We start from the raw sequence: 24,856 nt of genomic DNA on the forward strand, positions 1-24,856 counted from the left end.
CAAGAGCCCGTGCAGAACGCTATTATGGTGGCGCATGGCGTTGGTCCTTTCTCGTGTCCAAATCACCGGCAAGTGTTTGAAAACGAGTAGAATCAACGCCGTGCAACCTGTCCAGACAAACGGAACCGGACAGCCGTGGGACAAGCCCGAGGATGACGGTGGAGGGGTGGGAGGATCTTAGCCTCCGGCCCGCGTCTGGCGACGCGTGCGTTCGTTGCGGCGATCGACAAATCGTTGTCGATCGCATGCGGCTCGCGAGCGCGAGCCGCCGCGCCTCACCCGCCAAGCTTCCACCCGGCGGCCTTGACGAAGGCCTCGTAGAAGGCCGGTTCGTAGGCGGCTTCGGGGTCCTTGCGGACCCATTCGTCCAGCAGGTGGGCGTCGTCGCCCACCAGGATGCGCCAGCGCTCGGCCTTCACTCCGTCGAGAATCACCGTGGCGGCGGCGGCGGCGGTCATGGGGGCGTCCTCCAGGAAGCGGCGGGCGGCCTCGGCCATCATGGCCTGGATGGCGGCGTCGGGGACCTGGGCGGCGTCCACCCCGGCGGCGACCATGCGGGCGCGGGCCACCTCGATCTCCTCGGGGTTCAGGGCGTCGGCCTCGGTCCCGACCTGGACCTTGCGGGAATTGGCGACGATGGAGGTGCCGATGTGGCCGGGCATGACCACGCTGGCCTTCACGTGGGGGGCGGTGAGCCGCAGGTCGGTGATCAGGGCCTCGGTGAAGCCCTTCACCGCGAACTTGGCCGCCGCATAGGAGGTGTGGGAGGTGTTGGGGCCGATGCTGGCCCAGAAGCCGTTGACGCTGGAGGTGTTGACGATGTGGGCCTCGGGCGCGGCGATCAGCATCTCCAGGAAGGTGCGCACCCCCAGATAGACCCCGCCCCAGCAGACATTGAAGGTCCGCTCCCAGGCCGCGCGGCTGTCGGTGACCATGCTGCCGCCGCCGCCGATGCCGGCGTTGTTGAATAAGAGGTGGATGTGATCGGTCTGGTGCTGGTCCTCGATCTCCTGGCGGAACCGCTGGAGCTGGGCCTCGTCGGAGACGTCGGCCAGGTGGGCGGTGATCCGCACGCCCTGCGGGATGCGGTCGGCCGTCGCCAGCGCGATGGTCTCCTTCATGTTGGCCGCCGAGACGTCGCACATGGCGACATGGCAGCCCTGGGCCACCAGCTGGCGGGCCAGTTCGCGGCCCATGCCGGTGCCGCCGCCGGTGATGACGGCGATCTTGCCGGTGAAGTCCTGCATCGCGCTCTCCCTCTGGCGCTGTCAGCGCGCCTTTGGCGGGAGCTTGAACCGCGGCGGGCGCGGGCGGAAGCGTGACCTGGCGTCAGCGGCGCGTGCTTAACCGCTATTCACCGCGTTTTTTGGCCGGGAATTCATGCGGGGACGGCAGGTTCAGCCCGAACAGGAATGGACGCCATCCCTTTGGATCAGGTCAGCAAAATCGCCAATGCGGGCGGGATCTCCGCCAAGGTGATCCTCGACGCCTTCGACCGCTGGCTCAGCCATCGGGTCGCCGAGGCGCGCGGGGCCGGCATGGACCTGGCCTTCCACGACCGCGAGTTCGACATCGCCCCGGGCCGCGACCCGGCCCTGGTGGGCTGGAGCCACCTGCTGCTGGCGCCGGGCGCCCAGCCGCCGGCGGGCCAGGACTGGACCATCTATCGCCTGCAGGACCAGGGCCTGACCCACAGCGCCGGCGTGGGCGTGCTGAACCAGGACGCCCTGCGCACGGCCCTGGAGGCCCTGGGCTACGGCGCCTATCTGGGCAGCCCGCCAGCCAGCGCCGCCTCGGGCGCCTGACGACGCGATTTGCCGTGGGCGCGCGGGGGCATCAGGATGGGGCAAAGCCCTCCTGATTCAGAAAGTCCGCCGCCCTTGAAACGCGCGCTCTTCGCCACCGCCGCCCTGGCTCTCGCCAGCACCGGCGCGCTCGCCCAGTCCGCCGGCCCGCAGCCGGTTCCCCTGCCTGCCCCCATCCCCGCGCCGCAGGACAAGCCCTATCCGGGCCTGGTCACCCTGTCGGTGGACGCCACCGATCTGGACCGGCGGATCTTCCGGGTGAAGGAGACCATCCCTGTGGCCCAGCCGGGGCCCATGACCCTGCTCTATCCGAGCTGGATCCCCGGCAACCACGCCCCGCGCGGCCCCATCGACAAGCTGGCGGGGCTGGTGATCACCGGCAACGACAAGCCGCTCGAATGGACCCGCGATCCCGTCGACGTCTCGGCCTTCCACATCGACGTGCCGGCCGACGTGAAGTTCCTGGAGCTGAACTTCCAGTACGTCTCCCCCACCGATCCCGACCAGGGCCGGGTTGTGGTCACCCCCGAGATGATGAACGTCCAGTGGTTCGCGCTCGCCCTCTATCCGGCCGGCCACTTCACGCGCCAGATCCAGATCGAGCCGGCCATCCGCCTGCCGTCGGGCTGGGACTTCGCCACGGCCCTGGAGACGGCGGCGCCCGGCGAGGTCACGCGATTCAAGCCGGTCAGCTTCGAGACCCTGATGGATTCCCCCATGTTCGCGGGGCGTTACGTCAAGAAGCTCGACCTCGATCCCGGCGGTCGCTCGCGGGTGACCCTGAACGTGGTGGCCGACGATCCGAGCCTGCTGGAGATCAAACCGGCCCAGCTGGCGGCGCACCGGGCCATGGTGGCCCAGGCCGACAGGCTCTATGGCGCGCGCCACTACGACCACTATGACTTCCTGTTCGCCCTGTCCGACCGCATGGGCGGCATCGGGGTGGAGCATCAGCGCTCCAGCGAGAACGGCACGGCGCCGCGCTATTTCCTCGACTGGGACAAGCTGCCGGTGACCCGCGACCTGCTGCCCCACGAATACACCCACAGCTGGAACGGCAAGTACCGCCGCCCCGCCGACCTGTGGACCGCCAACTTCAACACCCCCATGCGCAACAGCCTGCTCTGGGTCTATGAGGGCCAGACCCAGTACTGGGGCCATGTCCTGGCCGCGCGCGCAGGATTGCTCTCCAAGCAGGAGGCGCTGGACGCCCTGGCGGCGACGGCGGCGACCTATGACAACCGGGTGGGCCGGGCCTGGCGGGCCATGGAGGACACCACCAACGACCCGATCGTCGGCGCCCGCCGGCCCCAGGCCTGGACCAGCTGGCAGCGCAGCGAGGACTATTACTCCGAGGGCCAGCTGATCTGGCTGGACGCCGACACCCTGATCCGCGAGCAGACCAAGGGGAAGAAGTCCCTGGACGACTTCGCCAAGGCCTTCTTCGGGGTCAATGACGGCGACTGGGGCCAGCTCACCTACGACTTCGACGAGGTGGTGAAGACGCTCAACGCCGTCCATCCCCATGACTGGGCGGGGTTCCTGAAGACCCGGCTGGAGGGCCACGGCCCCGGTGCGCCCCTGGATGGGGTGACCCGCGGCGGCTACCGCCTGGTCTATGGCGAGACCCCCACCGACTACGCCAAGAGCAACGAGACCCGGCGCAAGATCACCGACTTCACCTATTCGCTGGGCCTGACGCTGGGCAAGGACGGCGACCTGACGGCGGTGCAGTGGGAGGGGCCGGCCTTCAAGGCAGGCCTGGCCGACGGCATGAAGCTGATCGCGGTGGACGGCCTGGCCTATGACCCCGACCGGCTGAAGGACGCGGTCACCGCCGCCAAGGGGGGCAAGGCGCCCATCGAGCTGCTGGTGAAGTCCGGCGAGCGCTATCGCACCGTGAAGATCGATTATCACGGCGGCCTGCGCTACCCGCGCTTCGAGCGGGTGGCCGGAACCCCGGCCCGGCTGGACGACATCCTGGCGCCGCGGAAATAGCGGTGGCGCTCGCCCTGCTGGAGACCAATCTCGCGACGGCGTTCGTGACCTCGGAAACCGGGCGGATCGTGTCGGAGAACGAGCCTGGCCTGCCGCCCGGACCGCGCCTCTATCTGGCGGGCTGCCGGGACGGGACGCGGGTCCGTCTGCGCCACGACGTGGACGACGAGACCGCGCGGATCATCGAGGCCCTGGTGGCGCGCCAGGCTCCCTGGGTCGATCCGGCGACGGACCCCGCCTGCCTGGCGGACCTGCTGGCCCTGCTGGCCCTGCTGGCGCCGGTCGAGAGCGTCAGCCGGTCGATCCTCTACCGTATGCCCCACGGCCTGACCCAGCGGGCCGGAGCGACGATCCTGCGCGGAGACACCGCCGAAGGCCGGGCCTGGCTGGCGCGGCTGTCGGAAAGCAGCATGCCGCAGCACCTGCTGGATGCGGGCTTCCTGGGCGCCGGGGACTTCTGGGACCCCTGGTGCATGGCGCTGGAGGGGGAGACCATCGCGGCCATGGCCTTCGCCGCCCGGAACGGGCCACGAGGGGCGGAGGTGGGAGTCTATACGTTTCCGGGCTTCCGGGGCCGGGGGCTGGCGGCGGCGGTGACGGCGGCCTGGTCGGGGCTGGCCGAGCTGGCGGATCGGCCGCTGTTCTACAGCACGCTCACGACCAACACCTCGTCCCAGAAGGTGGCGGCGCGGCTGGGCCTGCCAGTCTTCGGGGCCGGGATAAGGGTGAGCTGAGGGGCGGTCAGACGCTGAACCGCACGAACAGCGGATGACCGGCGCGGGGGGCGGTGTTGGGCGCCGCCCAGTCCTTGCCGCCGACGCGGGCGACGAAGGGGGCGCCCGACGCCAGGTTGGGCGCCACCCCGGTGGGACAGGCGAAGCGGAGCTCCACGGGCGGGCCGCCGGCGCGGTCATAGGCGACCACCCCCTCCGAGCCGCGGGCGCCGGCGTTGTCCTGGATCCAGAAGCGGGTGACGTGGCCCCTGGGGATGACGGCGGGCGGCGCCACCACATAGCGGCCGCGGACCTCGACCGTGGCGCGGCGCACCAGGTCGGCGGCCCCCTGGGTGTTGTCGACGGTGACATAGGTCGAATAGTCCAGGGTCGGGCCGTAGACGATGCTGTCCTGGGGCGCGGCGTGGTCCTCGATGACATAGGCGCCCGAGGCCTGGGCCGTCACCTGCCGCAGGCGGGCGGTCAGGCTCACGGTATCCACCTCGATGAAGGTCGGGTGCTTGGTCCCGATGTCGGCGCGGCTGGGACAGTCGAAGCCGGTGTTCACATAGTTGATGAAGCCGTCCTTCAGCCCCGAGCGGGGTTCGTGGGTGTGGCCGAACACCACCAGGTCGGCGCCGGTCTGCAGGGCCAGGCGCTGGGCGAACCAGGGCAGGTAGTGGCCGTCGATGTCGGCGGCGGCGGCCTTGGCCGCGGAGATGTCGCCCCCCACCGCACCCGCCCAGCGGGCCCACAGGCCCTGATAGACGCGCTTCACCTCGCCGAGATTAGTGGTGCGGCCGTCCGGCAGCAGGATCGGTTCGGCCAGGGTGATGCCGGTGACCTTCACCGCGTAGTTCACCGCCGACTCGATCAGCGAGCCGTTGATGGAGCCGGCCAGCTTGGAGAGCTCGATGCCGTTGGGAGCGCCCTGGTCGGGCAAGTCGGCGACACTGCGCCCCGGCGGCAGGTCCCGGTCCAGCATGAAGGCCACCGAGCGGGTGACGAAGTGGCCCAGCGGAATGGGCGCCAGCGGCGTGGCCAGGTCCGGCGCGTTGAACATGGTCCAGCGGTGGCCGTGGGAACAGGCCAGGCGGCGGTCGGGGGCGAGCGGAAAATAGACCTCCTCGTCGCGCAGCTGGATACGCCAGCCTTCGCGGCTGGCCACGATGTCCAGATCGCGCTGGGTGATCCCCATGTCGTGGTTGCCCGGCACATAGGTCACCCGGCCCTTCAGGGCCGACAGCGCCTGGGCGAGCTTGCCGCCCGGGCCGAAGATGGCCGGATTGGCCTGGGCGATCTCCCGGAAGTCCGGCGGCCGGCGGCGGGGGGCATAGGTCCAAAAGTCGACGAAGTCGCCCAGGATGATCAGCTCGCGAACCTCGCCCGCCCCGGCGATCACATAGTCCAGCAGGGCGGCGAGATAGGGCTCGTGGAAGTCCTTCTGGTACCAGACGGTGGGCGAATTATCCCCGATGTGGACGTCGCTGAGGAAGACGATCTTGGTGCGGCCGGGGCCGATTGGCGGCAGGACGGCGCCGGCCTGACCGGCGAGCGCGCTGGCCGCGGCCCCGGCGACGACCGCGCGGCGGTTGATGCGAGGCATGACGTGCCCTTCCCCGTGTCCGAAGGCGATTACACCACGGGCAAGCTTGAGCGTGAACCTGGCGATAAGTGGGGAGGAATTCGCCTGTGGCGGGCGCCGAAGCTGGGCCCCTGCCGCCGCAAACGGGTGTTCCCGGCCCACGTCGCCCGGTAGGGTCGCGCAGGTGCAGCGATCGGCGGCGGGATGGTGACGGACTCGGAAGCAACGGATTCCCGCGCGCACCCGCCGTCGCGGCGCGGGACCGAGGCCCTGGGCTATGCGGCGTCGGCGGGGCTGGTGGCCGCCGCCAACCTCATCGCCCACCTGGCGGCGAGCCAGATCGCCGGCGCCAATCTGGCCATGCTGTTCCTGGCCAGCGTGCTGCTGAGCGCCTTCTGGTTCGGACTGGGGCCCGCCCTGATGGCGGCCTGCGCCGCGGCGCTGAGCTACAACTTCTTCTTCCTGGTCCCTCGCCTGACCCTGCGTATCGAGCGGCCCGCCGACCTGCTGACCTTCGTGCTGTTCTTCGCCGTGGCGGTCTCCACCGGATGGCTGGCGGCCCGGGTGCGCGCCCAGGCCCACAGCGCCGCGCGCCGGGCCCGGGAGCTCAGCGCCCTGCTGGAGGCCAGCCGGGGCCTGTCGGCCGCCGCCACCCCCGACGAGGCCGCGCGCATCCTGGCCGACCAGGCAGGGCTCGCCGCCGGCCGCACGGCTATCGTCCTGCTGCCCGAGGCGGGCGCGATGCGGTTGGCCGCCGGCCCCGAGGGCCTGTCGGAGCTCGCGGAGGCGACCCGCGCCGCCGCCCGCCAGGCCTGGGAGACCGGCGCCGGAAGCGCCGACCAGGCCGGCTGGAGCCTACGCCCCTTGCGGGGGCTGCGCGGCCGGGTTGGGGTGATCGGCCTGCGCGGCGCCTCGCCCCTCCTCTCCGAGCAGGAAGGCCTGCTCACCGCCCTGCTGCACCAGGGCGCCGTGGCCCTGGAGCGCGCCAACCTGGCCGCCGCCGCCGCCGAGGTGGACGCCCTGCGCCAGGCCGATCACCTGCGCTCGGCCCTGCTCAACTCCATCAGCCACGATTTCCGCACGCCCCTGGCGACGGTGCTGGGGGCGTCGACCACCCTGCTGGACTACGAGGCCAGCCTGAAGCCCGGGGTGCGGCGGGACCTGCTGCAGAGCATCGCCGAGGAGGCGCGGCGCCTGAACCGCTATGTCGGCGACCTGCTGGACATGAGCCGGCTGGAGGGAGGCGCCCTGACGCCGAGGCGCGAGCTCACCGACGTCCGTGCGGTCCTGGCCTCGGCGCTCGAGCGGCTGGAGGGGCGGCTGGATGGCCGGCGGATCATGCGCGACTTCGCCCCGCAGCTCTCCCGCGTCAGGGCCGACCCCGTGCTGCTGGAACAGGCGGTGCTGAACATCATCGAGAACGCCGCCGCCTACAGCCCGCCGGGCGCGCCGATCGAACTGGCCGCCCACGAGGATCTGGGCCATGTCCTGATCTCCATCGAGGACCAGGGGCCCGGGATTCCGCCGGAGGGATTGGACAAGGTGTTCGACAGATTCCGCCGCCTGGAGCAGCCGACCGACCGGGGGCGCGGCCTGGGGCTGGGGCTGTCCATCGCCAAGGGCTTCGTGGAGGCCATGGGGGGGCGGATCGCCGCCACCAGTCCGGTTGCCGTGGGAAGAGGAACTCGCATCCTGATCGTCCTGCCCAAGCCCCATCCCACGCCGAGGGACCTGCTGTGAGCCTGCGCCCGCGCATCCTGGTGATCGACGACGAGCCGCAGATCCACCGGTTCCTGACCCCGGCCCTGGAGGCGGCGGGGTTCGAACCCATCCGCGCCGACACCGCCGCCGCCGGCCTGCAGGAGATCGCCCGCCGGGCGCCGGACGCGGTGATCCTCGACCTCGGCCTGCCGGACATGGACGGCAAGACGGCGCTGACCAAGGCGCGGGCCTTCTATGCCGGGCCGATCCTGATCCTGTCGGCCCGCGACCGGGAGGTGGAGAAGATCGACGCCCTGGACCTGGGCGCCGACGACTATGTGGAGAAGCCCTTCGGGGTGGGGGAGCTGCTGGCCCGGCTACGGGTGGCCCTGCGGCGGGGACAGCCGGGGGACGCCGCGCCCCGATCGGTGCGCGCCGGGGCGCTGGAGATCGACCTGGCCATGCACGCGGTGCGCCGGGACGGGGCGGCGGTGCGCCTTTCGCCCAAGGAGTTCGACCTGCTGGCCCGGCTGGTGGAGGGCGGGGGCAAGGTCATCACCCACCGCCAGCTGCTGACCGCCGTCTGGGGCCCCGCCCACGTGGAGGACACCCAATATCTGCGGGTCTTCATCGGCCAGCTGCGGCAGAAGCTGGAGCCCGATCCCGCCCGGCCCCGGCACATCGTCACCGAGCCGGGCGTGGGGTACCGATTCCTCGCCGGAGACGGCTCTTAGAGTTGGAGGGGGATGCGGGCGGAAAACCGGTTGCCACTTTTTTCCTCATCCCGCTCTAGACCGTCACCTGGGCGCCCATCTCCACCACGCGTCCTGGCGGAATCTGGAAGAAATCCGTGGGATTGGCCGCATTCTTCATCAAGTAGATGAAGAGCTTGTCCTGCCAGAGCGGCATGCCCGGACCCCGGCCCGGCAGGACCGAGCGGCGGCCGAGGAAGAAGGAGGTCGCCATGATGTCGAACTTCAGCCCCTGGCGACGGGCCGTCCCCAGGGCCTTGGGCAGGTTGGGCTGCTCCATGAAGCCGTAGCGCACCGTCACCCGGCTGAAGTCGGGGGTGAGGGCCTGGATTTCCACCCGCTCGTCCTCGGGCACGCGGGGCCGGTCGGCGGTCTCCACCGTCAGGATGATGTTCCGCTCATGCAGGACCTTGTTGTGCTTGAGGTTGTGCATCAGGGCCACCGGGGCGACCTCGCCTTGGGAGGTGAGGAAGATGGCCGTGCCAGGCGTCCGGAAGGGCGGTCGGGCGCGCAGGGTCTCCACCAGGTCGGCCAGGGGGATGGAGTCACGCTGGGTCTTGTCGGCCAGGATCCGCACGCCCTTCATCCAGGTCCAGATGATCAGCACGATGCCCGCGCCGATGACGAGGGGGAACCAGCCGCCCTGGGCAATGCGCAGGACGTTTGAGCCCAGGAAGACCAGGTCGATGGCGAGGAAGGGGATGACCAGGGCCAGGCTGGCGGCCAGGGACCACTTCCAGCGCCGGCGCGCGATGACGAACAGCAGCAGGACGGTGACCACCATGGTGGCGGTGACGGCGATGCCGTAGGCCGAGGCCAGGTTCGAGGAGTTGCGGAACATCACCAGCAGCCACAGGACTCCCACCATCAGGAAGCCGTTGACGGCCGGCACATAGATCTGGCCCGCGACGGTCTCGCTGGTGCGCCGGATGTTGATGCGCGGCAGCAGACCCAGTTGCGTGGCCTGCTGGGTCATCGAGAAGGCGCCGGTGATCACAGCCTGGCTCGCGATCACCGTGGCCGCCGTCACCAGCGCCATCACCGGCCAGTAGACGGCCTGCGGGATCATCCGGAAGAAGGGGCTCTCGGCGGTGGACGGGTCGATCAGCACCAGGGCGCCCTGGCCCAGATAGTTGATCATCAGGCAGGGGAAGGCCACCAGCAGCCAGCCGGCGCGGATCGGCCCCTTTCCGAAATGGCCCATGTCGGCGTAGAGCGCCTCGGCGCCGGTCACCACCAGGAAGACGCTGCCCAGGATGGCGAAGCCCAGGAGCCCGTTCTCCACCAGCAGGCGCACGGCGTAGGTGGGGCTCAGCGCCAGCAGGATCTGGGGCGCCTGGACGATATAGATCAGGCCCAGCCAGGCCAGCACCAGGAACCAGACCAGGGTGATGGGGCCAAAGAAGCGGCCCACGGCGGCCGTCCCGCGCGACTGCACCAGGAAGAGGCCGGTGAGGATCACCGCGGCGGCCGGCAGGGCGTAGGGGGCGAACAGCTGGCCCACCCCCGGGGCGAGGGCCAGGCCCTCGGTGGCCGACAGCACCGAGATGGCGGGCGTGATCAGGCCGTCGCCATAGAACAGGGCCGCCCCGCAGATCCCCAGGATCAGCACCAGGCGCGAGCGGTGGCCCAGGGCGTTCTGGGCCAAGGCCATCAGGGCCAGCGTCCCGCCCTCCCCCCTGTTGTCGGCGCGCATGACGAGGGCGGTGTATTTCAGGGTCACGATCAGCAGCAGGGCCCAGAAGACCAGGGAGACCACGCCGAACACCGCCAGCTCGCTGGCGCCGCCCTTGGCGTGGGCCAGGGCCTCCTTCATGGCGTAGAGCGGGCTGGTCCCGATGTCGCCGAAGACCACCCCGATGGACCCCAGCGTCAGCGCCCAGAAGCGCCGCCGCGCCGCCCCCGTCCCGCCGGACGAGACCTCGCCCGTCCCCAGTTCCAGAGCCATACCGACCTCACGCACGCTCACCGCCCCTCAAGGGGACGGCCCAGGAGATAGCGCGGGGGCGCATTGCGGTTCGATGCGGGATCGGGCCCGGGGACATAAGGGCCGCGTAAGGATCGGCGGGCGGGCCTAGAGCACGTCAGGCGGAAGTGGACACCGGTTCCGCCGCCCGACGTGCTCTAATGCTTTGAATTTAGACCCTTCTTGCCGTTTCAGATGAGTCCATCTGAAACGGTCAGGGTCTAGGCGACCTCGCGGCCCGCCTGGACCTGCTCGGCGGCCTGGATGCAGGCGACGATGGTGTCGATCAGGGCCGCGGCGCGGATGGGCTTGGAGAGGTGCTGGTCGGCGCCCGCCTCGCGGCCGGCGCGGACGTGCTCGTCCATGGCGTTGGCGGTGAGCATGATCACCGGGGTGCGCGGCAGGCCCTCGGCGGCCTCGAATTCCCGCAGCAGGGTGGTGGCCGACAGGCCGTCCAGCTCGGGCATCTGCATGTCCATCAGCACCACGTCGTAGCGGCCGGCCCGCAGGCGCTCGATGGCCAGCTGGCCGTTCTCGACGATCTCCGGCTCGACGTTCACCGATTGCAGGATGAGCTGCACGACCTTCTGGTTGGTGGGGTGATCCTCGGCCAGCAGGATGCGGCAGCCGGAGAGATCGTAGCCTGCCTGCGCTTCCACGGGGGTGGCTGTGTCCACCGCCTGGGCGGTCTCCAGGGGCAGGAGGAAGCTGAAGACCGAGCCGACCCCCGGGGTGGAGTCCACGCGGATGGCGCCCCCCATCAGCTCCACCAGGGAGCGGCTGATGGCCAGGCCCAGGCCGGTGCCGCCGAACCGGCGGCGGATGGAGGCGTCGGCCTGCTCGAAGCGGCGGAACAGGCGGGCCTTCACCTCGTCGTCGAAGCCGATGCCGGTGTCGGTGACCGAGAAGCGGACCTGGCCGTCCTCCGCGCTCACCGCCAGGCGGACCGTGCCGGCCTGGGTGAATTTCACGGCGTTGGAGAGCAGGTTGGACAGCACCTGGGTCAGGCGCACCTGGTCGCCGACGAAGGCGCCGCGCGCGCCCTCGGCCACGCTCCAGGACAGCTCCAGGCCCTTGGACTCCGCCGAGGCCCGGTGCAGCTCGGCGATGCGGCGCACGATGGCCTGCATGTCGAAGCTGTCGTGGGCGAGCTTGATCTCGCCGGCCTCGATCTTGGAGAAGTCGAGGATGTCGGTGAGCACCTGTTCCAGCAGGCGGCCGGAGGAGACGATCAGTTCGGCCAGCTCGCGGCTCTGCTGGGTCTTCTGCTGGGCGGCCAGGGTCTCGGAGATGGCGATGACGCCGTTCAGCGGCGTGCGCAGCTCGTGGCTCATATTGGCCAGGAAGCGGGACTTCTCGGCATTGGCCTTCTCCAGGTCGGCGGTGCGGTCGCGGACCCGGTCCTCGAGACTGGCCAGCACCGCCTCGACCTTTTCGCGTTCGCCGCGCAGGGCCTTGGCCAGCACTCCGATCTCGTCGCGGCGCATCTCGATGTCGCTGACCTCGGGCCGGACGCGGACACCGAAGGTCTCCGGCTCGCAGGAGGCGGCCAGGCGGCTCAGGGGCCAGACGATGGCGCGCCGGGCGAGCGCCATCACCAGCAGGGTCTGGATCAGGGAGGCGATGGCCCCCAGCAGCAGCACCCAGGAGGCCGACTTGGCCGCCGACCAGGCGATGGAGGACTTGGGATAGGTGAGCAGCAGGTACCAGTCGGGGCCGGCCAGCCGGCCATAGGCCACCACCTGGCGGCCGTCGGGGCTGTCGATCACGCCATTGGCCCGGCCGTCCTTGCGGATCGCCTTGACCAGCTGCTTGAGGCTGAGCTTACGCTCATAGCCGGCGACGGTGGCCTCCGAGGCCCGGCCCGGCGTGCCGAACCCCGGATAGGCGATCAGCTCGCCCTTCCCGGTCACCACCAGGTTCGAGGCGCCCGGCAAGGTGTTGCGGATGGCGTTGAGGAAGAAGCCGGTGAGCTCGATCGAGGACCCGAAGGAGCCCACATAGCGGCCATTCACATAGGCCGGGGTCAGGCAGCCGGTGGCCAGGCGCTCGCCGTGCTTGTTCTGGATCAGGCGCTGCAGGCTGGTGCAGCGGGTCACCCGGGCCGGATCGTTTCGCGGCAGGGTGATCTGCGCCATCTCCTCCTTGCTGACATCCAGGCTGGCGGGCGCCTCGTGGCGATAGAACATCAGGCGATCGGGCCGATCAGGGCCGAACATCACCAGCCGCAGGGGGTCGGGCGAGAAGAAGTAGAAGTTGTCGTATTCGCTGCGGGCCGCCTGGCCGAAGTCGGAGACCACGGAGAAGGCGGCTGTCAGGGCGCGGCGCTCGGCCGGCGTGACCTTGTCGCCCTCGGCGATGAAGGCGCCCATGCCATAGGTCCAACGGCCCGAGGCCGTCAGATGCCCGGTGAACATCTCGTCGCGGCTGCGCCGGGTGCCGTCGCCCCGGGCGGGGAAATAGGTCTCGTTGAGCCGCTCGACATCGGCCGCCGACAGATGGGCCATCCGGCGCTCGAGCTCGACGCCGGCGGCCCGGTGAAGGTTCGTCAGGTTGGTGAAGCGCTTGTCGATGTTGGAGCTGCGCTCGCGAACATAGTCCGACAGGTAGCCGATCTGGCGGTTGGACAGCTCCTGCTGGAAGACGACGAAGGCCCCCAACGATCCCAGGATGGTCACCGCGAGCGACATCAGTCCGACGCTGATCAGGAATCTGCGTGAGAGAGATTTCATCGCTGCGCCGGCCGCCCCCACGGAAAACGCGAGGCTAACGTCGGAGTCCTTGCGCTCTGGTTTACGCCGGGAGGGACGCTCAACCTGGAGGACGCGTCCTATTCGCCGCCCTTCGGACCCCAGAAGATGACCCAGGCGGCGAAGTCGTCGCTGAAGAACTCGAACCTATGCGCCGCGCCGGCCTCCACGAAGATGGCGTCGCCGGGCCCGAACACCCGCTCGTCCCCGTCCTTGACGAAGTGGCCGGTCCCCGAGGTCACCACATAGAGCTCGTCGCGGTCGTGAGGCGACTGGGTGTCGGCGCCCTTGGGGGCATAGAGGCCGATGTCCATGCTTCCGTGGGCGAAGCGGCGCACATAGCGCATCGCCGCGTCCTCGGGCGGCAGGGCCGCCTCGGCGTGGGCCAGGGGCATGAGCCAATCGTCCTGGATGTCTTCATCGTCGGCCATGTTGTCCTCCGCCCGCGGCTCCGCCCATAGTGGACCAAACCGTACGGGTAGGAACGCACATGTCGGTGGCCGGCGCCGGACTTCGTCAGGATCGGCGAGGGGCCGATGGCCATGGAGACCCGGGTTGGGCTATGGCTCGGTCATGGCCAGCGAGATCATCGTCGACGCCCGCGGACACCGGTGTCCGGTCCCCACCCTGCGCCTGCGCCGGGCCCTGGAGGACGCCCCGGCCGGCGCCCTGGTGCGGCTCTATGCCGACGACCCCCTGGCGCGGATCGACGTGCCGCATTTCGCGACCGGCGGTGGGTTCGAGCTGGTGGACAAGGCCGAGGCGGCCGGGACCCTCAGCTTCCTGATCCGGAAACCAGCTTAGGATCTTGCCCCCGCAGGTCCGGCAGCAGGGCCGTGCGGTGCTCGTCCATGGCCAGTTCGATCTCGGTGGCCAGCGCGCCGCCGAAGAAGATGGCGTTCACCGTCCAGGACAGCCAGATCAGGAACACCACCACGGCGGCCACCGAGCCGTAGGTCGCCCCCAGATGGGCGATCTGCTCGACATAGAAGGCGCTGGCCCAGGACATGAACAGGCACAGCAGGGCCGCGGCTACGCCGCCGGTGATGGAGGCCTTCCAGGCCACCGGCCGGCTGGACATGGCGAACCGGTAGATCAGGCTCATGGCCAGCGTGATGCCGAAGCTGGCCCAGGTCCATTCGCTGAACAGCCAGGGCGCGCCGGCCAGGGGCTTGAGGTCGAAGGCCGCGGCCATGAAGCGGAGATAGAAGAACACCGTCGACAGGAAGCCCAGCAGCACGAAGGCCGCAACCAGCACCAGCAGGGCCATGATGTTGAAGCCCAGGAAGCCGCGGGGCGTCTCGTCGTCATGGATGAAGGACAGTCCCGCCAGCAAGGCCTTGAACCCCCGGTGGGCGGCGTAGGAGCCGATGACCAGGGCCACGATGCTCTGGGCGGAGACCGCCTCCAGGGGCGCATGGGCCAGGCGGATCAGCTCGCCCTCGAACAGGGCGCGCGCGCCGGGGGGCATCAGCCGGGCCAGCATCTCGGCCTGGCTGGCCGCCTGGCTGGCGTCGGCGAAGAAGGAATAGACCCCCACCATGATGGCCAGGCCCGGGAAGACCGCCAGCAGGACGAAGAAGGAGACCCCGCCGACATAGAGCATCACGTCGCGGCCCCAGAGCCGGGTGAGCGCCCTGCCATTCACCGTCAGGGTGCGCCGCAGCCAGTGCAGCGGGTCCCAGTCGATGGTTCTCAAACGCTGGATCTGGCCCCGGATCGACATCGCGCGGAAGGTGATCAAGACCGGCGCTTTAGGCAAGCCGCGATCTGACGCGGCGCCAAACGCAAAGCGGCGCGCCACCGGGAGGGGTGGCGCGCCGTCGATGGGCGTGTCGTACCATCGGGTCGGGCGTCGCTTGAGGGACGGGAATGCGCGACGACCAACCTGGGGACAGATTGATCCCCCGCCGCTGAACCCCGGCTGAACGCCGCGCGGGGAACCGGTTCATCTGCGCCCGACTTTCTATCTCGCAAGCTTCAACAACGAGTGCTAGCTGGGCTCCGATCCAGGCTAGAGCCGCCCGCTCGGGCGCCAATTCGCAGGCACAGGACACTCCGATGAAGACCGCTGTCTATCTCGCCGCCGGTGCGGCCCTCCTCCTCACCGCTTGCGGGCAGAAGTCCGACGGCAAATCCCAATCCTCGGGCGGCGGCGGCGGAACCCGCGCCCAGGTCTGGGCCGCCGGCTCCTCCACCGTCTTCCCCTTCGCCACCCGCGTGGCCGAGAATGTGGCCCGCAGCGGCGGCGGCAAGGCCGCCCGGGTCGAATCGCTTGGCACCGGCGGCGGCTTCAAGCTGTTCTGCGGCGGCACGGGCTCACAGTTCCCCGACATCGCCAACGCCTCGCGGCCGATGAAGAAGTCGGAATACGACAAGTGCGCCGCCGCCGGGGTCACCGATATCGTCGAGATCAAGATCGGCTATGACGGCATCGTGGTGGCCAACGACAAGAAGGGGCCCGCCTACGACCTGCACCGCGAGCAGCTCTATCGCGCCTTGGCCGCCGATATCCCGTCGGGGACGGGCTTCGCCCCCAACACGGCCAAGACCTGGGACGCCGTCGCGCCCGGCCTGCCCAAGGAGGCGATCCTGGTCTATGGCCCGCCGCCCACCTCCGGCACCCGCGACGCCTTCACCGAACTGGCCATGGAGAAGGGCGCCGAGAAGACCCTGGCGGCCCTGAAGACATCCGACGAGGACGCGTTCAAGGCCAAGTCCCACACCATCCGGTCCGACGGCCTGTGGGTCGACTCCGGCGAGAACGACAACGCCATCGTCCAGACCCTGGAAAAGACGCCGCATTCCCTGGGCGTGTTCGGCTACTCGTTCCTCGAGAACAACATGGACAAGGTGAAGGCCGCCAAGATCGAGGGCGTCGCCCCCACCTTCGAAACCATCTCCAGCGGCGCCTATCCGCTGTCCCGCTCGCTCTTCATCTATGTGAAGAAGTCCAATGTCGGGGTCACGCCGGGCCTGCGCGAGTTCCTAGACGGCTTCGTCTCCGACGCCGCCACCGGCAAGGGCGGCTACCTGCAGTCCCGCGGCCTAATCCCGCTGCCCACCGCCGACCACGACGCCCAGAAGGCGGTGGTGAAGGCGCTGACGGTGATGAGCGCGCCGACGTCGTAGGGCGTTCGTTTACAACCCACGTCATCCCGGCTCTCCGCTTCGCTGCGGCCGGGATGACGTGGTGAGGTTTACCCGTTCATCACCCCGGCCGCCTTCAGCGCGTCGATCTCCGCGGCGGAGAAGCCCCAGTCGGTGAGGGCCTCGCGGTCGTGGGCGCCGGTGGCGGGCGGCGGGCCCTGGATGGCGCCCGGCGTGGCCGAGAAGCGCGGCGCGGGGGCCGGCTGGACGACGCCGGCCACCTCCACGAAGGTCCCGCGGGCGACGTTGTGCGCATGCTTGGGCGCCTCGTCGAGATCCAGCACCGGGGCGAAACAGACGTCGGTGGCGTCCATGATCGCGCACCACTCGGACTGGGTCTTCTTGCCGATCACCTCGGCCAGCTTGGCGCGCAGGTTGTCCCACTCGCCGCGGTTCATCTGAGCTGCGAAGGCCGGGTCAGTAATCCCCGTCTTTTCAAGCAGTAGCGCGTAGAACTGCGGCTCGATGGAGCCGATCGAGATCCACTTGCCGTCGGCGCACTGATAGGTGTCGTAGAAGTGGGCGCCGCCGTCGAGCATGTTGGCCCGCCGGTCATTGGTCCAGACGCCGCTGGCCTTCATGCCGTAGAACATGGCCATCAGGGAGGCCGCGCCGTCGCTCATGGCGCAGTCGATCACCTGGCCCTTGCCGGTCTCCCGGGCGCTGATGATCCCGGCCATCAGGCCGAAGGCGAGATAGAGGGCCCCGCCCCCGAAATCCCCCACCAGGTTCAGCGGCGGCACGGGCTTGTCCTTGGTGCCGATGGCGTGCAGGGCGCCGCTGATGGCGATGTAGTTCATGTCGTGGCCGGCGGCGTGGGCGTAGGGCCCGGTCTGGCCCCAGCCGGTCATGCGGCCATAGACCAGCTTGGGATTGCGCTTGAGCGCCACGTCGGGACCCAGGCCCAGGCGCTCCATGACGCCGGGACGGAAGCCCTCGAACACCGCGTCGGCGCCCTCCATGAGCTTCAGGCAGGTCTCGATGGCCTGGGGGCTCTTCAGATCCAGACCGACGGAGCGACGGCCACGGGCGCTGACATTGGCCGGCGAGGCGCCGCCGGTCCCCTTGCGGTCGATGCGCACCACGTCGGCGCCCAGGTCCGACAACAACATGCCGCAGAAGGGGCCAGGCCCGATCCCGGCGAACTCGATGACCTTCAGTCCCGTCAGCGGTCCCTGGCGCATAGTCTCAACTCCCATCCGATTTTACGGCAGCTTAGCGCCAATGACGTGCGGTCAGCCAAGGGCCTGCGCCACGCCCGCCGATCCACTCCCGTCATCCTAGGCACAAGGCCTAGGATGACGGGAGTGGGGGGATGACGAAGGTAGGCCCCTACCCGCCCCCCGGCAGCGATTGCCCGTCGTCGATGGTGATCAGGGTTCCGGCGATGGCCCGGGCGGCGGGGCCGGCCAGCATCATGAGGGCCGCGTCCAGGTCCGACGCCTCCATCAGCCGGCGGCGGGGGAAGCCCTTGAGCTGCTTCTGGCCGCCCTCGGTGGCCCACCAGGAGGCGTTGATGTCGGTCTCGATATAGCCGGGGGCCAGCGCATTGACCGCGATGCCGCGCCGCGACCACTCCCGGGCCAGGCTGCGGGTCAGCATGGCCACCGAGGCCTTGGACGCATTGTAGGCCGACAGGCCCGGCAGGGTGGTGTGGCTGGCGATGGAGGCGATGTTGACGATGCGGGCCTGGCCTGAGTCGGCGGTCCCGTTGGCGAACATCAGGCGGGCAGCGGCCTGGGCGGCGAAGAACACCCCGCGCACATTGACGTCGAAGGTGCGGTCCCACTCCTCGACGGAGAGATCCAGCGCCAGCCCCTCCCCGCCGACCCCGGCGTTGTTGATCAGGATGGAGACTGGCCCCAGGGCCGCCTCGATCTCGGCGAAGGCTGAGGGAATCGAGGCCGCGTCGGCCACGTCCAGGCGCAGGGCCATGGCCTGGCCCCCGGCGCCGGCGATCTCGCCCGCCAGGGCCTCCACCATGTCGAGCCGCCGGGCGGTCACCGCCACCGCCGCACCGGACTTGGCCAGTAGCCGGGCGAAGTGGGCGCCGAGCCCGCCGGACGCCCCGGTGACGATGGCTGTCTGGCCCGCCAGAACCTTGTCCATGATGTTTGCTCCCCAACCGCGACCTTCGCGTCCCTGTCGCGGCCGCGCGCCTCTGTATATTCTGTCTCGTCGCGATTCCCGCCTATAAGGGGCGGGTGGGCGAGCGCGTTATTTCAAGGGTTTGAGGAATGGCATTGGGCGTCCATGCGCGGGTTCTGATCGTCGCGCGCGATGACGCCCTGGCGGGACCGCTCGCCGAGGGCCTGGACCGGCTCGGCTGGCGCACCGTCACGGCGCGCGGCCCCTATGCCGCCATCGCCGCCCTGGGGGACCTGCAGGTGGAGGCCGCCATCGTCGACCTGGCCAGCGGCGGCCACGAGGCCCTGACGCTCGCCAAGCGGCTGAAGGCCGCCTGCGCCCCGCGCCGCCTGCCGGTGATCGCCATCGGCGCCCCCGGCCCCGAGCTGGACGGCCACAACTTCGACCTGACCCTGACCGCGCCGGTGCATCCGGCCCAGGTAGTGCTGCGGCTGGAGACCCTGGTGCGCATGGCGATCGCCGAGGAGGAGTTCGAGCTTCGGACCGAGACCTTCAGCGAGCGCGGCCGCCGGCTGGAGACTCCCGAACCCGATCCCAGCCCCTTCCGGGTGCTGGCCATCGGCGAGCCCGCCCCGCAGTTCCTGGCGCTGTCCAACGCGCTCACCGGCTCCGGCGCCGAGGTGGTGGGGGCGTTCACGGCCTATACGGCCTTCGACTACCTGCACGAGCGGCCCTTCGACGCCGTGGTGCTGTGGGCCGGGGACAACAGCCAGGAGGCGCTGTCCATCGCCGCCGGCATGCGCCGCAACACCCGCCTCTATCACACGCCGGCCCTGCTCTACATGAAGCAGGAGAGCTATGTGACCATGTCGGAGGCCTATCACCGGGGCATCTCCGACGTGGCCTCGCCCGAGACGCCGGAGACCGAGACCGCCAAGCGGGTGATCGAGCTGGCGCGCTCCTATCGCCGCCAGACCGCCATCCGCAAGGCCCTGGAGAAGGCCCGCGCCTCGGGCCTGATGGACCCGGCCACCGGCCTCTTCACCAGGGATCTGTTCGCCACCCATCTGGGCCGCCTGGCCCAGGCCTCGCGCCTGCGCAACCGGCCGCTGTCGGTCTGCGTGCTCAAGGTCTCCGAGCGCCCGGACGTCGAAAACGCCCGGCGCGGCGGCTGGCTGGACCGCGCCATTCCCCAGATCGGCTCGATGATCGGCCGCCTGGTGCGGGTGGAGGACACCGCCGCCCGCCTGGGGCCTGAGGTCTTCGCCCTGGCCCTGCCCGCCACCCCCCAGGCCTCGGCCCGGGCGGCGGGCGAACGGATCGCCGCGGTCATCGGCTGCACGGCCTTCGAGGCCGGCGAGGGCAAGGCGCCCTTCGTGGTGGAGTTCGACATCGGCGTCGCCGAGGTCAATCTGGCGACTGGCGTCGGCAAGGCGCTGGAAGAGGCCGCCGCAAGGGCCGTCGACAAGGCGAGCTAGGGTCTCGCCGCGTCGGCTTCCACGTCTTTCGCGATCGCCTGCATCTGCTGCGACCGCGCCTGAACCGCGGCAACGCAGCGAGTCATTGCGGCGTCGATAGCCTCGTCGCTCATGCCGTACAGCTCTCGTTTGAACGCCGGCGGAAAGTCCAGGCCTGGCTCACGGCCCTCGATCCTGCCCTGATAGTAGAACAGGCCGACCGCGAGCGACGCCTTGGCGGCCACGTCCTCCGTCGTGCCAAGGTGGTAGGAATAGGCCACCATGCATTGGAGATCCTTGGTGGTTTCGGGTGCCTCGGCATGAGCGACCCCGGCGATCATGGACGCCGTCACGATGAGCAGAGCTTTCATTGCACCCCCTGATCGGAGCAGCTTAACTCAACAGAACAAACAGGCAACCCCGTTAGGCCGCGACCGCCGCGCCAGCCAATTTCGCAAGTTCGCTCAGCACCCGTTCGGCGGCGTTGAGCCGTTGTTCGGGGGTCTCCCACTCGCCCTTCACCACCACCTTGTGGTCGGGACGGATCTTCCAGGCGACCGGGTTCTTGGTGATGAAGCCCATCAGCCCCATGGGGTTGGGGAAGTCGTCCCCGCGGAAGGTGACCACGGCGCCCTTGGGGCCTACGTCGATCTTGGCGACATTGGCCTCGCGGCAGAGGCCCTTGATGGCCACCACCTTGAGCAACTGGCCGGCTTCCGGCGGCAGGGGGCCGAAGCGGTCGATCATCTCGGCGGCGAGCGCCTCGCGGTCGCCGGACTTCTCGGCGTCGGACAGGCGGCGGTAGAGCGAGAGGCGCACGTGCAGGTCAGGGACGTAGTCCTCGGGGATCAGCACCGCGGCGCCGGTGTTGATCTGCGGCGACCAGCCCCGGTCGGTGGCGCCCTCCCCCTTGCCGGCCAGTTCCTTCAGGTCGTTGACCGCGTCCTCCAGCATCTGCTGGTAGAGTTCGACCCCGATCTCGCGGATGTGGCCGGACTGCTCCTCGCCCAACAGGTTGCCGCCGCCGCGCTGGTCCAGGTCGTGGCTGGCCAGCTGGAAGCCGGCGCCCAGGCTGTCCAGCGACTGCAGCACCTTGAGGCGGCGCTCGGCCGAGATGGTGATCTGCTTCTCGGCGGGCGTGGTCATGTAGGCGTAGGCGCGGGCCTTGGCCCGGCCGACCCGGCCGCGCAGTTGGTAGAGCTGGGCCAGGCCGAACATGTCGGCGCGGTGGATGATCAGGGTGTTGGCCGTCGGGATATCCAGGCCGCTCTCGACGATCGTGGTCGACAGCAGGACGTCGTATTGGCCCTCGTAGAAGGCGCTCATCACGTCCTCCAGCTGGGTCGGCGCCATCTGGCCGTGACCGACGACATAGCGGACCTCCGGCACCTGCTCGCGCAGGAACCGTTCCAGCTCGGTCAGGTCGGAGATGCGGGGCACGACGTAATAGGCCTGACCGCCACGGTACTTCTCCCGCAGCAGGGCCTCGCGGATGACGATGGGGTCGAAGGGGGTGACGTAGGTGCGCACCGCCAGGCGGTCCACCGGCGGGGTGGCGATGATCGACATCTCCCGGATGCCCGACAGCGACATCTGCAGGGTGCGCGGGATCGGCGTGGCGGTGAGGGTCAGCATGTGCACGTCGGCGCGAAGCTCCTTGAGCTTCTCCTTGTGCTTGACCCCGAAGTGCTGCTCCTCGTCGACGATCACCAGGCCCAGGTTCTTGAAGCCCACCTGCTTGGACAGCACCGCATGGGTGCCGACGATGATCTCCACCTCGCCGTTCTTCAGCGCCTCGCGGGTCTCGGCGGCCTCCTTGGGGGGCACCAGGCGCGACAGGCGGGTGACCTTGATGGGCCAGCCCTGGAAGCGCTCGGTGAAGGTCTTGTAGTGCTGGCGCGCCAGCAGGGTGGTCGGCGCGACGATGGCCACCTGCTGGCCGCTCATGGCCACCACGAAGGCCGCGCGCAGGGCCACCTCGGTCTTGCCGAAGCCGACATCGCCGCAGATCAGGCGGTCCATGGGCTTGCCGGCGGAGAGATCCTCCAGGATGTCGCCGATGGCCGAGAGCTGGTCCTCCGTTTCCTCGTAGGGGAAGCGGGCGCAGAACTCGTCGAATACCCCGTGCGGCGGATCGACCGGATCGGTGGTCCGGGTGGCGCGGGCCGCGGCGATTTGGATCAGGCCGATGGCCATGTCGCGCAGGCGTTCCTTGGCCTTGGCCTTGCGGGCCTGCCAGGCCGCGCCGCCCAGGCGGTCGAGCTGCACCCCGTCGCCCTCCGACCCGTAGCGGGTCAGCAGGTCGATGTTCTCGACGGGCAGGTAGAGCTTGGCCTCGGCGCCGTACTGCAACTCCAGACAGTCGTGCGGCGCGCCCTGGACCTCGAGGGTCTTCAGGCCCTCATAGCGCCCGATCCCGTGGTCGATGTGAACTACCAGGTCGCCGGGGCTGAGCGAGGAGGCCTCGGCCAGGAAGTTGGCGGCGCGGCGCTTGCGGCGCGGGCGGGCCAGGCGGTCGCCCAGGATGTCGGTCTCGGAGATGACGGCCAGGGTCTCGGTCTCGAAGCCGGACTCCAGGGGCAGGACGACCCGCTGGGGGAACTTGGGATTGGCCGCCTTGGCCGCGTCCCAATAGGGGGCCTGGGTGACATCGGTCAGGCCGTGGTCGGCCAGCATGACCCCGAGGCGCTCCGAGGAGCCCTCCGACCAGGAGGCGAACAGCACGCGTTTTCCCGCCGCGGCCAGGGCGCGGGCGTGGGCGGCCGTGGCCTCGAACAAATTGACCGAGTCCTGCTGGCGCTCGGCGACGAAGGTGCGGCCCTGGCGGGCGCCCATGTCGACGACCACCTCGCCCTCGGCCTCCTGGAAGGCGGAGAACCGCCGGGTGGCCCGTTCGGCCAGGCGGCCGCGCCATTCCTCGGCGGTGAGATAGAGGCGGTCCGGCTCCAGCGGGTGGTAGTGGACCTTGCGGTCGGCCTGGGCGCGGGCGTCGTAGGCGTCGGCGATCATCGCCAGGCGCTCGTCGCGGGCCTGGGTCGCCAGGTGGTCGATGCCGACAAGGGCCGAGCCCGGCAGGTAGTCGAACAGGGTGGCCATGTCCGGGTAGAACAGGGGCAGCCAGTGCTCCATCCCCGCCCGCCGGCCGCCGCCGCTGACCGTCTCATAGAGCGGATCGCCGCCGGGGGCGCCGAAGGCCTCCACATAGCCGCGGCGGAAGCGGGAGATGGCGTCCTTGTCCAGCAGGGCCTCGCTGACCGGATGGAGGCTGACCTCCTTGAGCTGGCGGGTGGAGCGCTGGGTTTCCGGATCGAAGCCGCGGATGGATTCCAGGGTGTCGCCGAACAGGTCCAGGCGCACCGGCTCCTCGGCGTTGGGCGGGAAGACGTCGATCACCCCACCGCGGATGGCGAACTCGCCGCGTTCGGAGACGGTTGAGGCTCGGGCATAGCCGTTGACGGCGAAATAGCGCTCCAGGTCGGCGATCTCCACCACATTGCCGGTGCGCGCCGAATAGGCCGCGCCCTCCACGGCGTCCTTGGGCGGCACGCGCTGCATGACCGCCGCCGCGGTGGTGACCAGCAGGGAGGGCTTCTTGGCGTCCAGCCCCTGGGCGAGGCGGGCGAGCGTGGTCATCCGCTGGGCGGCGACGCCCGGGGACGGGCCGGTGCGGTCGTAAGGGAGACAGTCCCAGGAGGGGAACTGCAGGACCTCGATGCCCTGGGCGAAGAAGCGGAAGGCGTCGATGAAGGCCGACAGCCGAGAGCCGTCGCGGGCCACGAACACCGAGAGGCCGCCGCGCGCCCGGACGATATCGGCCATAACCAGGGCGTCGAAGCCCTCCGGCGCGCCGATCAGGTCGAGGCGGCCGGGATCCTGGCTGATGCGCCGCGTGTCGGCCGCGCTCGGCCCGCGCGAGCCGTCAGCCGCCATGACCGTCGCCCCGGATTTCGTGAACCTTGAACCGGAAGGCCTTGATCTTGTTCAGCAAGGCCCCGTCGAATTCCGGCGGAACGTCGGCCCGTTCCATGATCCATTCGTAGAGATCGTGGTCGGGCTGCTCCAGCAGCACCTCGAAGAGGTCCACTTCATCCGGCGCCAGATCCTGGGCATGGGTGTCCGCGAACGGCCCCAGAATGAGGTCCGCTTCCCTGAAGCCCCTGTGCCACGCACGGAACTTCAGTTTTCGCAGGCGGGTATCGTCAATCGACATGTGGACGGGCCGATATAGGGCGGCCCGCCCCTCGACGCCAGTCTTCTAGGTCAGTCGCCGCCGAACCAGTTGAAGGACAAGTTCTTGAAGGCGGTCTGGCCGATCATCAGGCCGGTGCGCAGGACGGTTTCCTGGGCGCCGGGGCCGGTGGCGCGGGCCCGCTTCAGGGCCGCCATGTCGATGGTCCCGTCCAGCTGGACCAAGCCGAGGGTGGCGTCCTTGCCGGTGAACCGCAGGTCGCCGCCGCCGATCTTGTAGCTGGTGGGCAGGACCCGGATGGTCTTGGCATAGGTGGTCTGACCCATTTCGTTCTCGCCATTGGCGGTGGTGACGTCCACGAAGTCGAACATGATGGGGCCGAAGGGGTCGCTCCGGGCGCCGCCTTCCCAGGCCACAAAGTCCTCCTCCGGGGCGAAGCTGATGTTCTCCAGCCGCCAGTTCCCGACCTTCACCTCGGTGTTGGGGATGTAGTAGCCGAAGACGTCCTCGCCCTTCACGTGGCTGAAGCCGCCCGCCGCCGGGGCCGGGGCGGGGGGCGCCGCGGCGGGGGCGACCGGCGGCACGAAGCCCGAGCTGGAGGTCTCGGTCTGGCCGCCGGCCCCGGATTGCTGATTGCAGCCGGCCAGCAAGGCGGCCAGGGCCGCGGCGGTCAACAGGTTGCGCATAGGATTCTTCCCCCAA

Annotated in this window: 20 protein-coding genes; 8 read left to right on the forward strand and 12 right to left on the reverse strand. The window is 69.8% G+C overall.

What is annotated here, in order from left to right:
- Positions 1-275: 275 nt before the first annotated feature.
- Complete coding sequence (locus tag Q7T09_RS08250) at positions 276-1,247, reverse strand: SDR family oxidoreductase (RefSeq protein ID WP_304699120.1); 972 nt, start codon at positions 1,245-1,247, stop codon at positions 276-278.
- A gap of 165 nt (positions 1,248-1,412) precedes the next feature.
- Between Q7T09_RS08250 and Q7T09_RS08255 the strand changes: the two genes are divergently transcribed.
- From Q7T09_RS08255 to Q7T09_RS08265, 3 genes are read left to right on the forward strand one after another with little or no spacing between them, the layout of a single operon-like run.
- Positions 1,413-1,805, forward strand: coding sequence for a hypothetical protein (locus tag Q7T09_RS08255; protein ID WP_304699121.1), 393 nt, complete (start codon positions 1,413-1,415; stop codon positions 1,803-1,805).
- 36 nt (positions 1,806-1,841) lie between these two features.
- Positions 1,842-3,803: a M61 family metallopeptidase gene (locus Q7T09_RS08260; RefSeq protein ID WP_304699122.1), complete on the forward strand. Its 1,962-nt coding sequence runs from the start codon at positions 1,842-1,844 to the stop codon at positions 3,801-3,803.
- Positions 3,804-3,805: 2 nt separating this feature from the next.
- The gene (locus tag Q7T09_RS08265; protein ID WP_304699123.1) at positions 3,806-4,537 is read left to right on the forward strand and encodes a GNAT family N-acetyltransferase; all 732 of its coding nucleotides are present in this window, start codon (positions 3,806-3,808) and stop codon (positions 4,535-4,537) included.
- A gap of 7 nt (positions 4,538-4,544) precedes the next feature.
- On the opposite strand, the gene Q7T09_RS08270 is transcribed toward Q7T09_RS08265, so the two are convergent.
- Positions 4,545-6,122 (reverse strand): metallophosphoesterase, encoded by a 1,578-nt coding sequence (locus Q7T09_RS08270; protein WP_304699124.1) that lies wholly within the window; start codon positions 6,120-6,122, stop codon positions 4,545-4,547.
- 183 nt (positions 6,123-6,305) lie between these two features.
- On the opposite strand from Q7T09_RS08270, the gene Q7T09_RS08275 reads away from it, so the two are divergent.
- Together Q7T09_RS08275 and Q7T09_RS08280 are read left to right on the forward strand one after the other, a co-directional pair.
- The gene (locus Q7T09_RS08275; protein WP_304699125.1) at positions 6,306-7,841 is read left to right on the forward strand and encodes a DUF4118 domain-containing protein; all 1,536 of its coding nucleotides are present in this window, start codon (positions 6,306-6,308) and stop codon (positions 7,839-7,841) included.
- Positions 7,838-8,536 carry a winged helix-turn-helix domain-containing protein gene (locus Q7T09_RS08280; protein ID WP_304699126.1) on the forward strand — a complete coding sequence of 233 codons (699 nt, stop codon included), beginning with the start codon at positions 7,838-7,840 and terminating at the stop codon, positions 8,534-8,536. Before Q7T09_RS08275 ends, Q7T09_RS08280 begins: the two co-directional genes overlap by 4 nt.
- 55 nt (positions 8,537-8,591) lie before the next feature.
- Here Q7T09_RS08280 and Q7T09_RS08285 read toward each other — a convergent pair whose 3' ends face one another.
- The 3 genes from Q7T09_RS08285 to Q7T09_RS08295 all read right to left on the reverse strand — a co-directional run bounded on the left by Q7T09_RS08285 (position 8,592) and on the right by Q7T09_RS08295 (position 13,701).
- A complete protein-coding gene (locus Q7T09_RS08285; RefSeq protein WP_304699127.1) occupies positions 8,592-10,502 on the reverse strand; it encodes a potassium transporter Kup in 1,911 nt (636 codons plus the stop codon).
- 239 nt (positions 10,503-10,741) lie between these two features.
- Positions 10,742-13,210 (reverse strand): ATP-binding protein, encoded by a 2,469-nt coding sequence (locus Q7T09_RS08290; protein WP_304699128.1) that lies wholly within the window; start codon positions 13,208-13,210, stop codon positions 10,742-10,744.
- Between the two features lie 140 nt (positions 13,211-13,350).
- Positions 13,351-13,701, reverse strand: coding sequence for a cupin domain-containing protein (locus Q7T09_RS08295; protein ID WP_304699129.1), 351 nt, complete (start codon positions 13,699-13,701; stop codon positions 13,351-13,353).
- 142 nt (positions 13,702-13,843) lie between these two features.
- Between Q7T09_RS08295 and Q7T09_RS08300 the strand changes: the two genes are divergently transcribed.
- The gene (locus Q7T09_RS08300) at positions 13,844-14,074 is read left to right on the forward strand and encodes a sulfurtransferase TusA family protein (RefSeq protein ID WP_304699150.1); all 231 of its coding nucleotides are present in this window, start codon (positions 13,844-13,846) and stop codon (positions 14,072-14,074) included.
- Here Q7T09_RS08300 and Q7T09_RS08305 read toward each other — a convergent pair.
- Positions 14,046-14,996: a YihY/virulence factor BrkB family protein gene (locus tag Q7T09_RS08305; RefSeq protein ID WP_370689220.1), complete on the reverse strand. Its 951-nt coding sequence runs from the start codon at positions 14,994-14,996 to the stop codon at positions 14,046-14,048. The two genes, Q7T09_RS08300 and Q7T09_RS08305, sit on opposite strands and share 29 nt — an antisense overlap.
- A gap of 335 nt (positions 14,997-15,331) precedes the next feature.
- Here Q7T09_RS08305 and Q7T09_RS08310 point away from each other — a divergent pair, with 335 nt between their 5' ends.
- Positions 15,332-16,402 (forward strand): substrate-binding domain-containing protein, encoded by a 1,071-nt coding sequence (locus tag Q7T09_RS08310; RefSeq protein WP_304699131.1) that lies wholly within the window; start codon positions 15,332-15,334, stop codon positions 16,400-16,402.
- A 68-nt stretch (positions 16,403-16,470) separates the two neighbouring features.
- Here the strand turns inward: Q7T09_RS08310 and Q7T09_RS08315 are convergent, their stop codons facing one another.
- Positions 16,471-17,604, reverse strand: a complete 1,134-nt coding sequence (locus tag Q7T09_RS08315; RefSeq protein WP_304699132.1) for a CaiB/BaiF CoA-transferase family protein — start codon at positions 17,602-17,604, stop codon at positions 16,471-16,473.
- A 148-nt stretch (positions 17,605-17,752) separates the two neighbouring features.
- Positions 17,753-18,529, reverse strand: a complete 777-nt coding sequence (locus Q7T09_RS08320; RefSeq protein ID WP_304699133.1) for an SDR family NAD(P)-dependent oxidoreductase — start codon at positions 18,527-18,529, stop codon at positions 17,753-17,755.
- A gap of 134 nt (positions 18,530-18,663) precedes the next feature.
- Here Q7T09_RS08320 and Q7T09_RS08325 point away from each other — a divergent pair, with 134 nt between their 5' ends.
- The gene (locus tag Q7T09_RS08325) at positions 18,664-19,986 is read left to right on the forward strand and encodes a diguanylate cyclase domain-containing protein (RefSeq protein ID WP_304699151.1); all 1,323 of its coding nucleotides are present in this window, start codon (positions 18,664-18,666) and stop codon (positions 19,984-19,986) included.
- Here the strand turns inward: Q7T09_RS08325 and Q7T09_RS08330 are convergent.
- From Q7T09_RS08330 to Q7T09_RS08345, 4 genes are read right to left on the reverse strand one after another with little or no spacing between them, the layout of a single operon-like run.
- A complete protein-coding gene (locus tag Q7T09_RS08330; protein WP_304699134.1) occupies positions 19,983-20,336 on the reverse strand; it encodes a hypothetical protein in 354 nt (117 codons plus the stop codon). The two genes, Q7T09_RS08325 and Q7T09_RS08330, sit on opposite strands and share 4 nt — an antisense overlap.
- A gap of 52 nt (positions 20,337-20,388) precedes the next feature.
- Complete coding sequence (gene mfd, locus Q7T09_RS08335) at positions 20,389-23,895, reverse strand: transcription-repair coupling factor (RefSeq protein ID WP_304699135.1); 3,507 nt, start codon at positions 23,893-23,895, stop codon at positions 20,389-20,391.
- Positions 23,885-24,175 (reverse strand): succinate dehydrogenase assembly factor 2, encoded by a 291-nt coding sequence (locus Q7T09_RS08340; RefSeq protein ID WP_304699136.1) that lies wholly within the window; start codon positions 24,173-24,175, stop codon positions 23,885-23,887. Before Q7T09_RS08340 ends, mfd begins: the two co-directional genes overlap by 11 nt.
- A gap of 50 nt (positions 24,176-24,225) precedes the next feature.
- On the reverse strand, positions 24,226-24,840 hold the full coding sequence (locus tag Q7T09_RS08345) for a hypothetical protein (RefSeq protein WP_304699137.1): 615 nt from the start codon (positions 24,838-24,840) through the stop codon (positions 24,226-24,228).
- Between the last annotated feature and the right edge of the window lie 16 nt (positions 24,841-24,856).

It is taken from the genome of Phenylobacterium sp. (genome assembly GCF_030645195.1).
Lineage (GTDB): Bacteria > Pseudomonadota > Alphaproteobacteria > Caulobacterales > Caulobacteraceae > Phenylobacterium.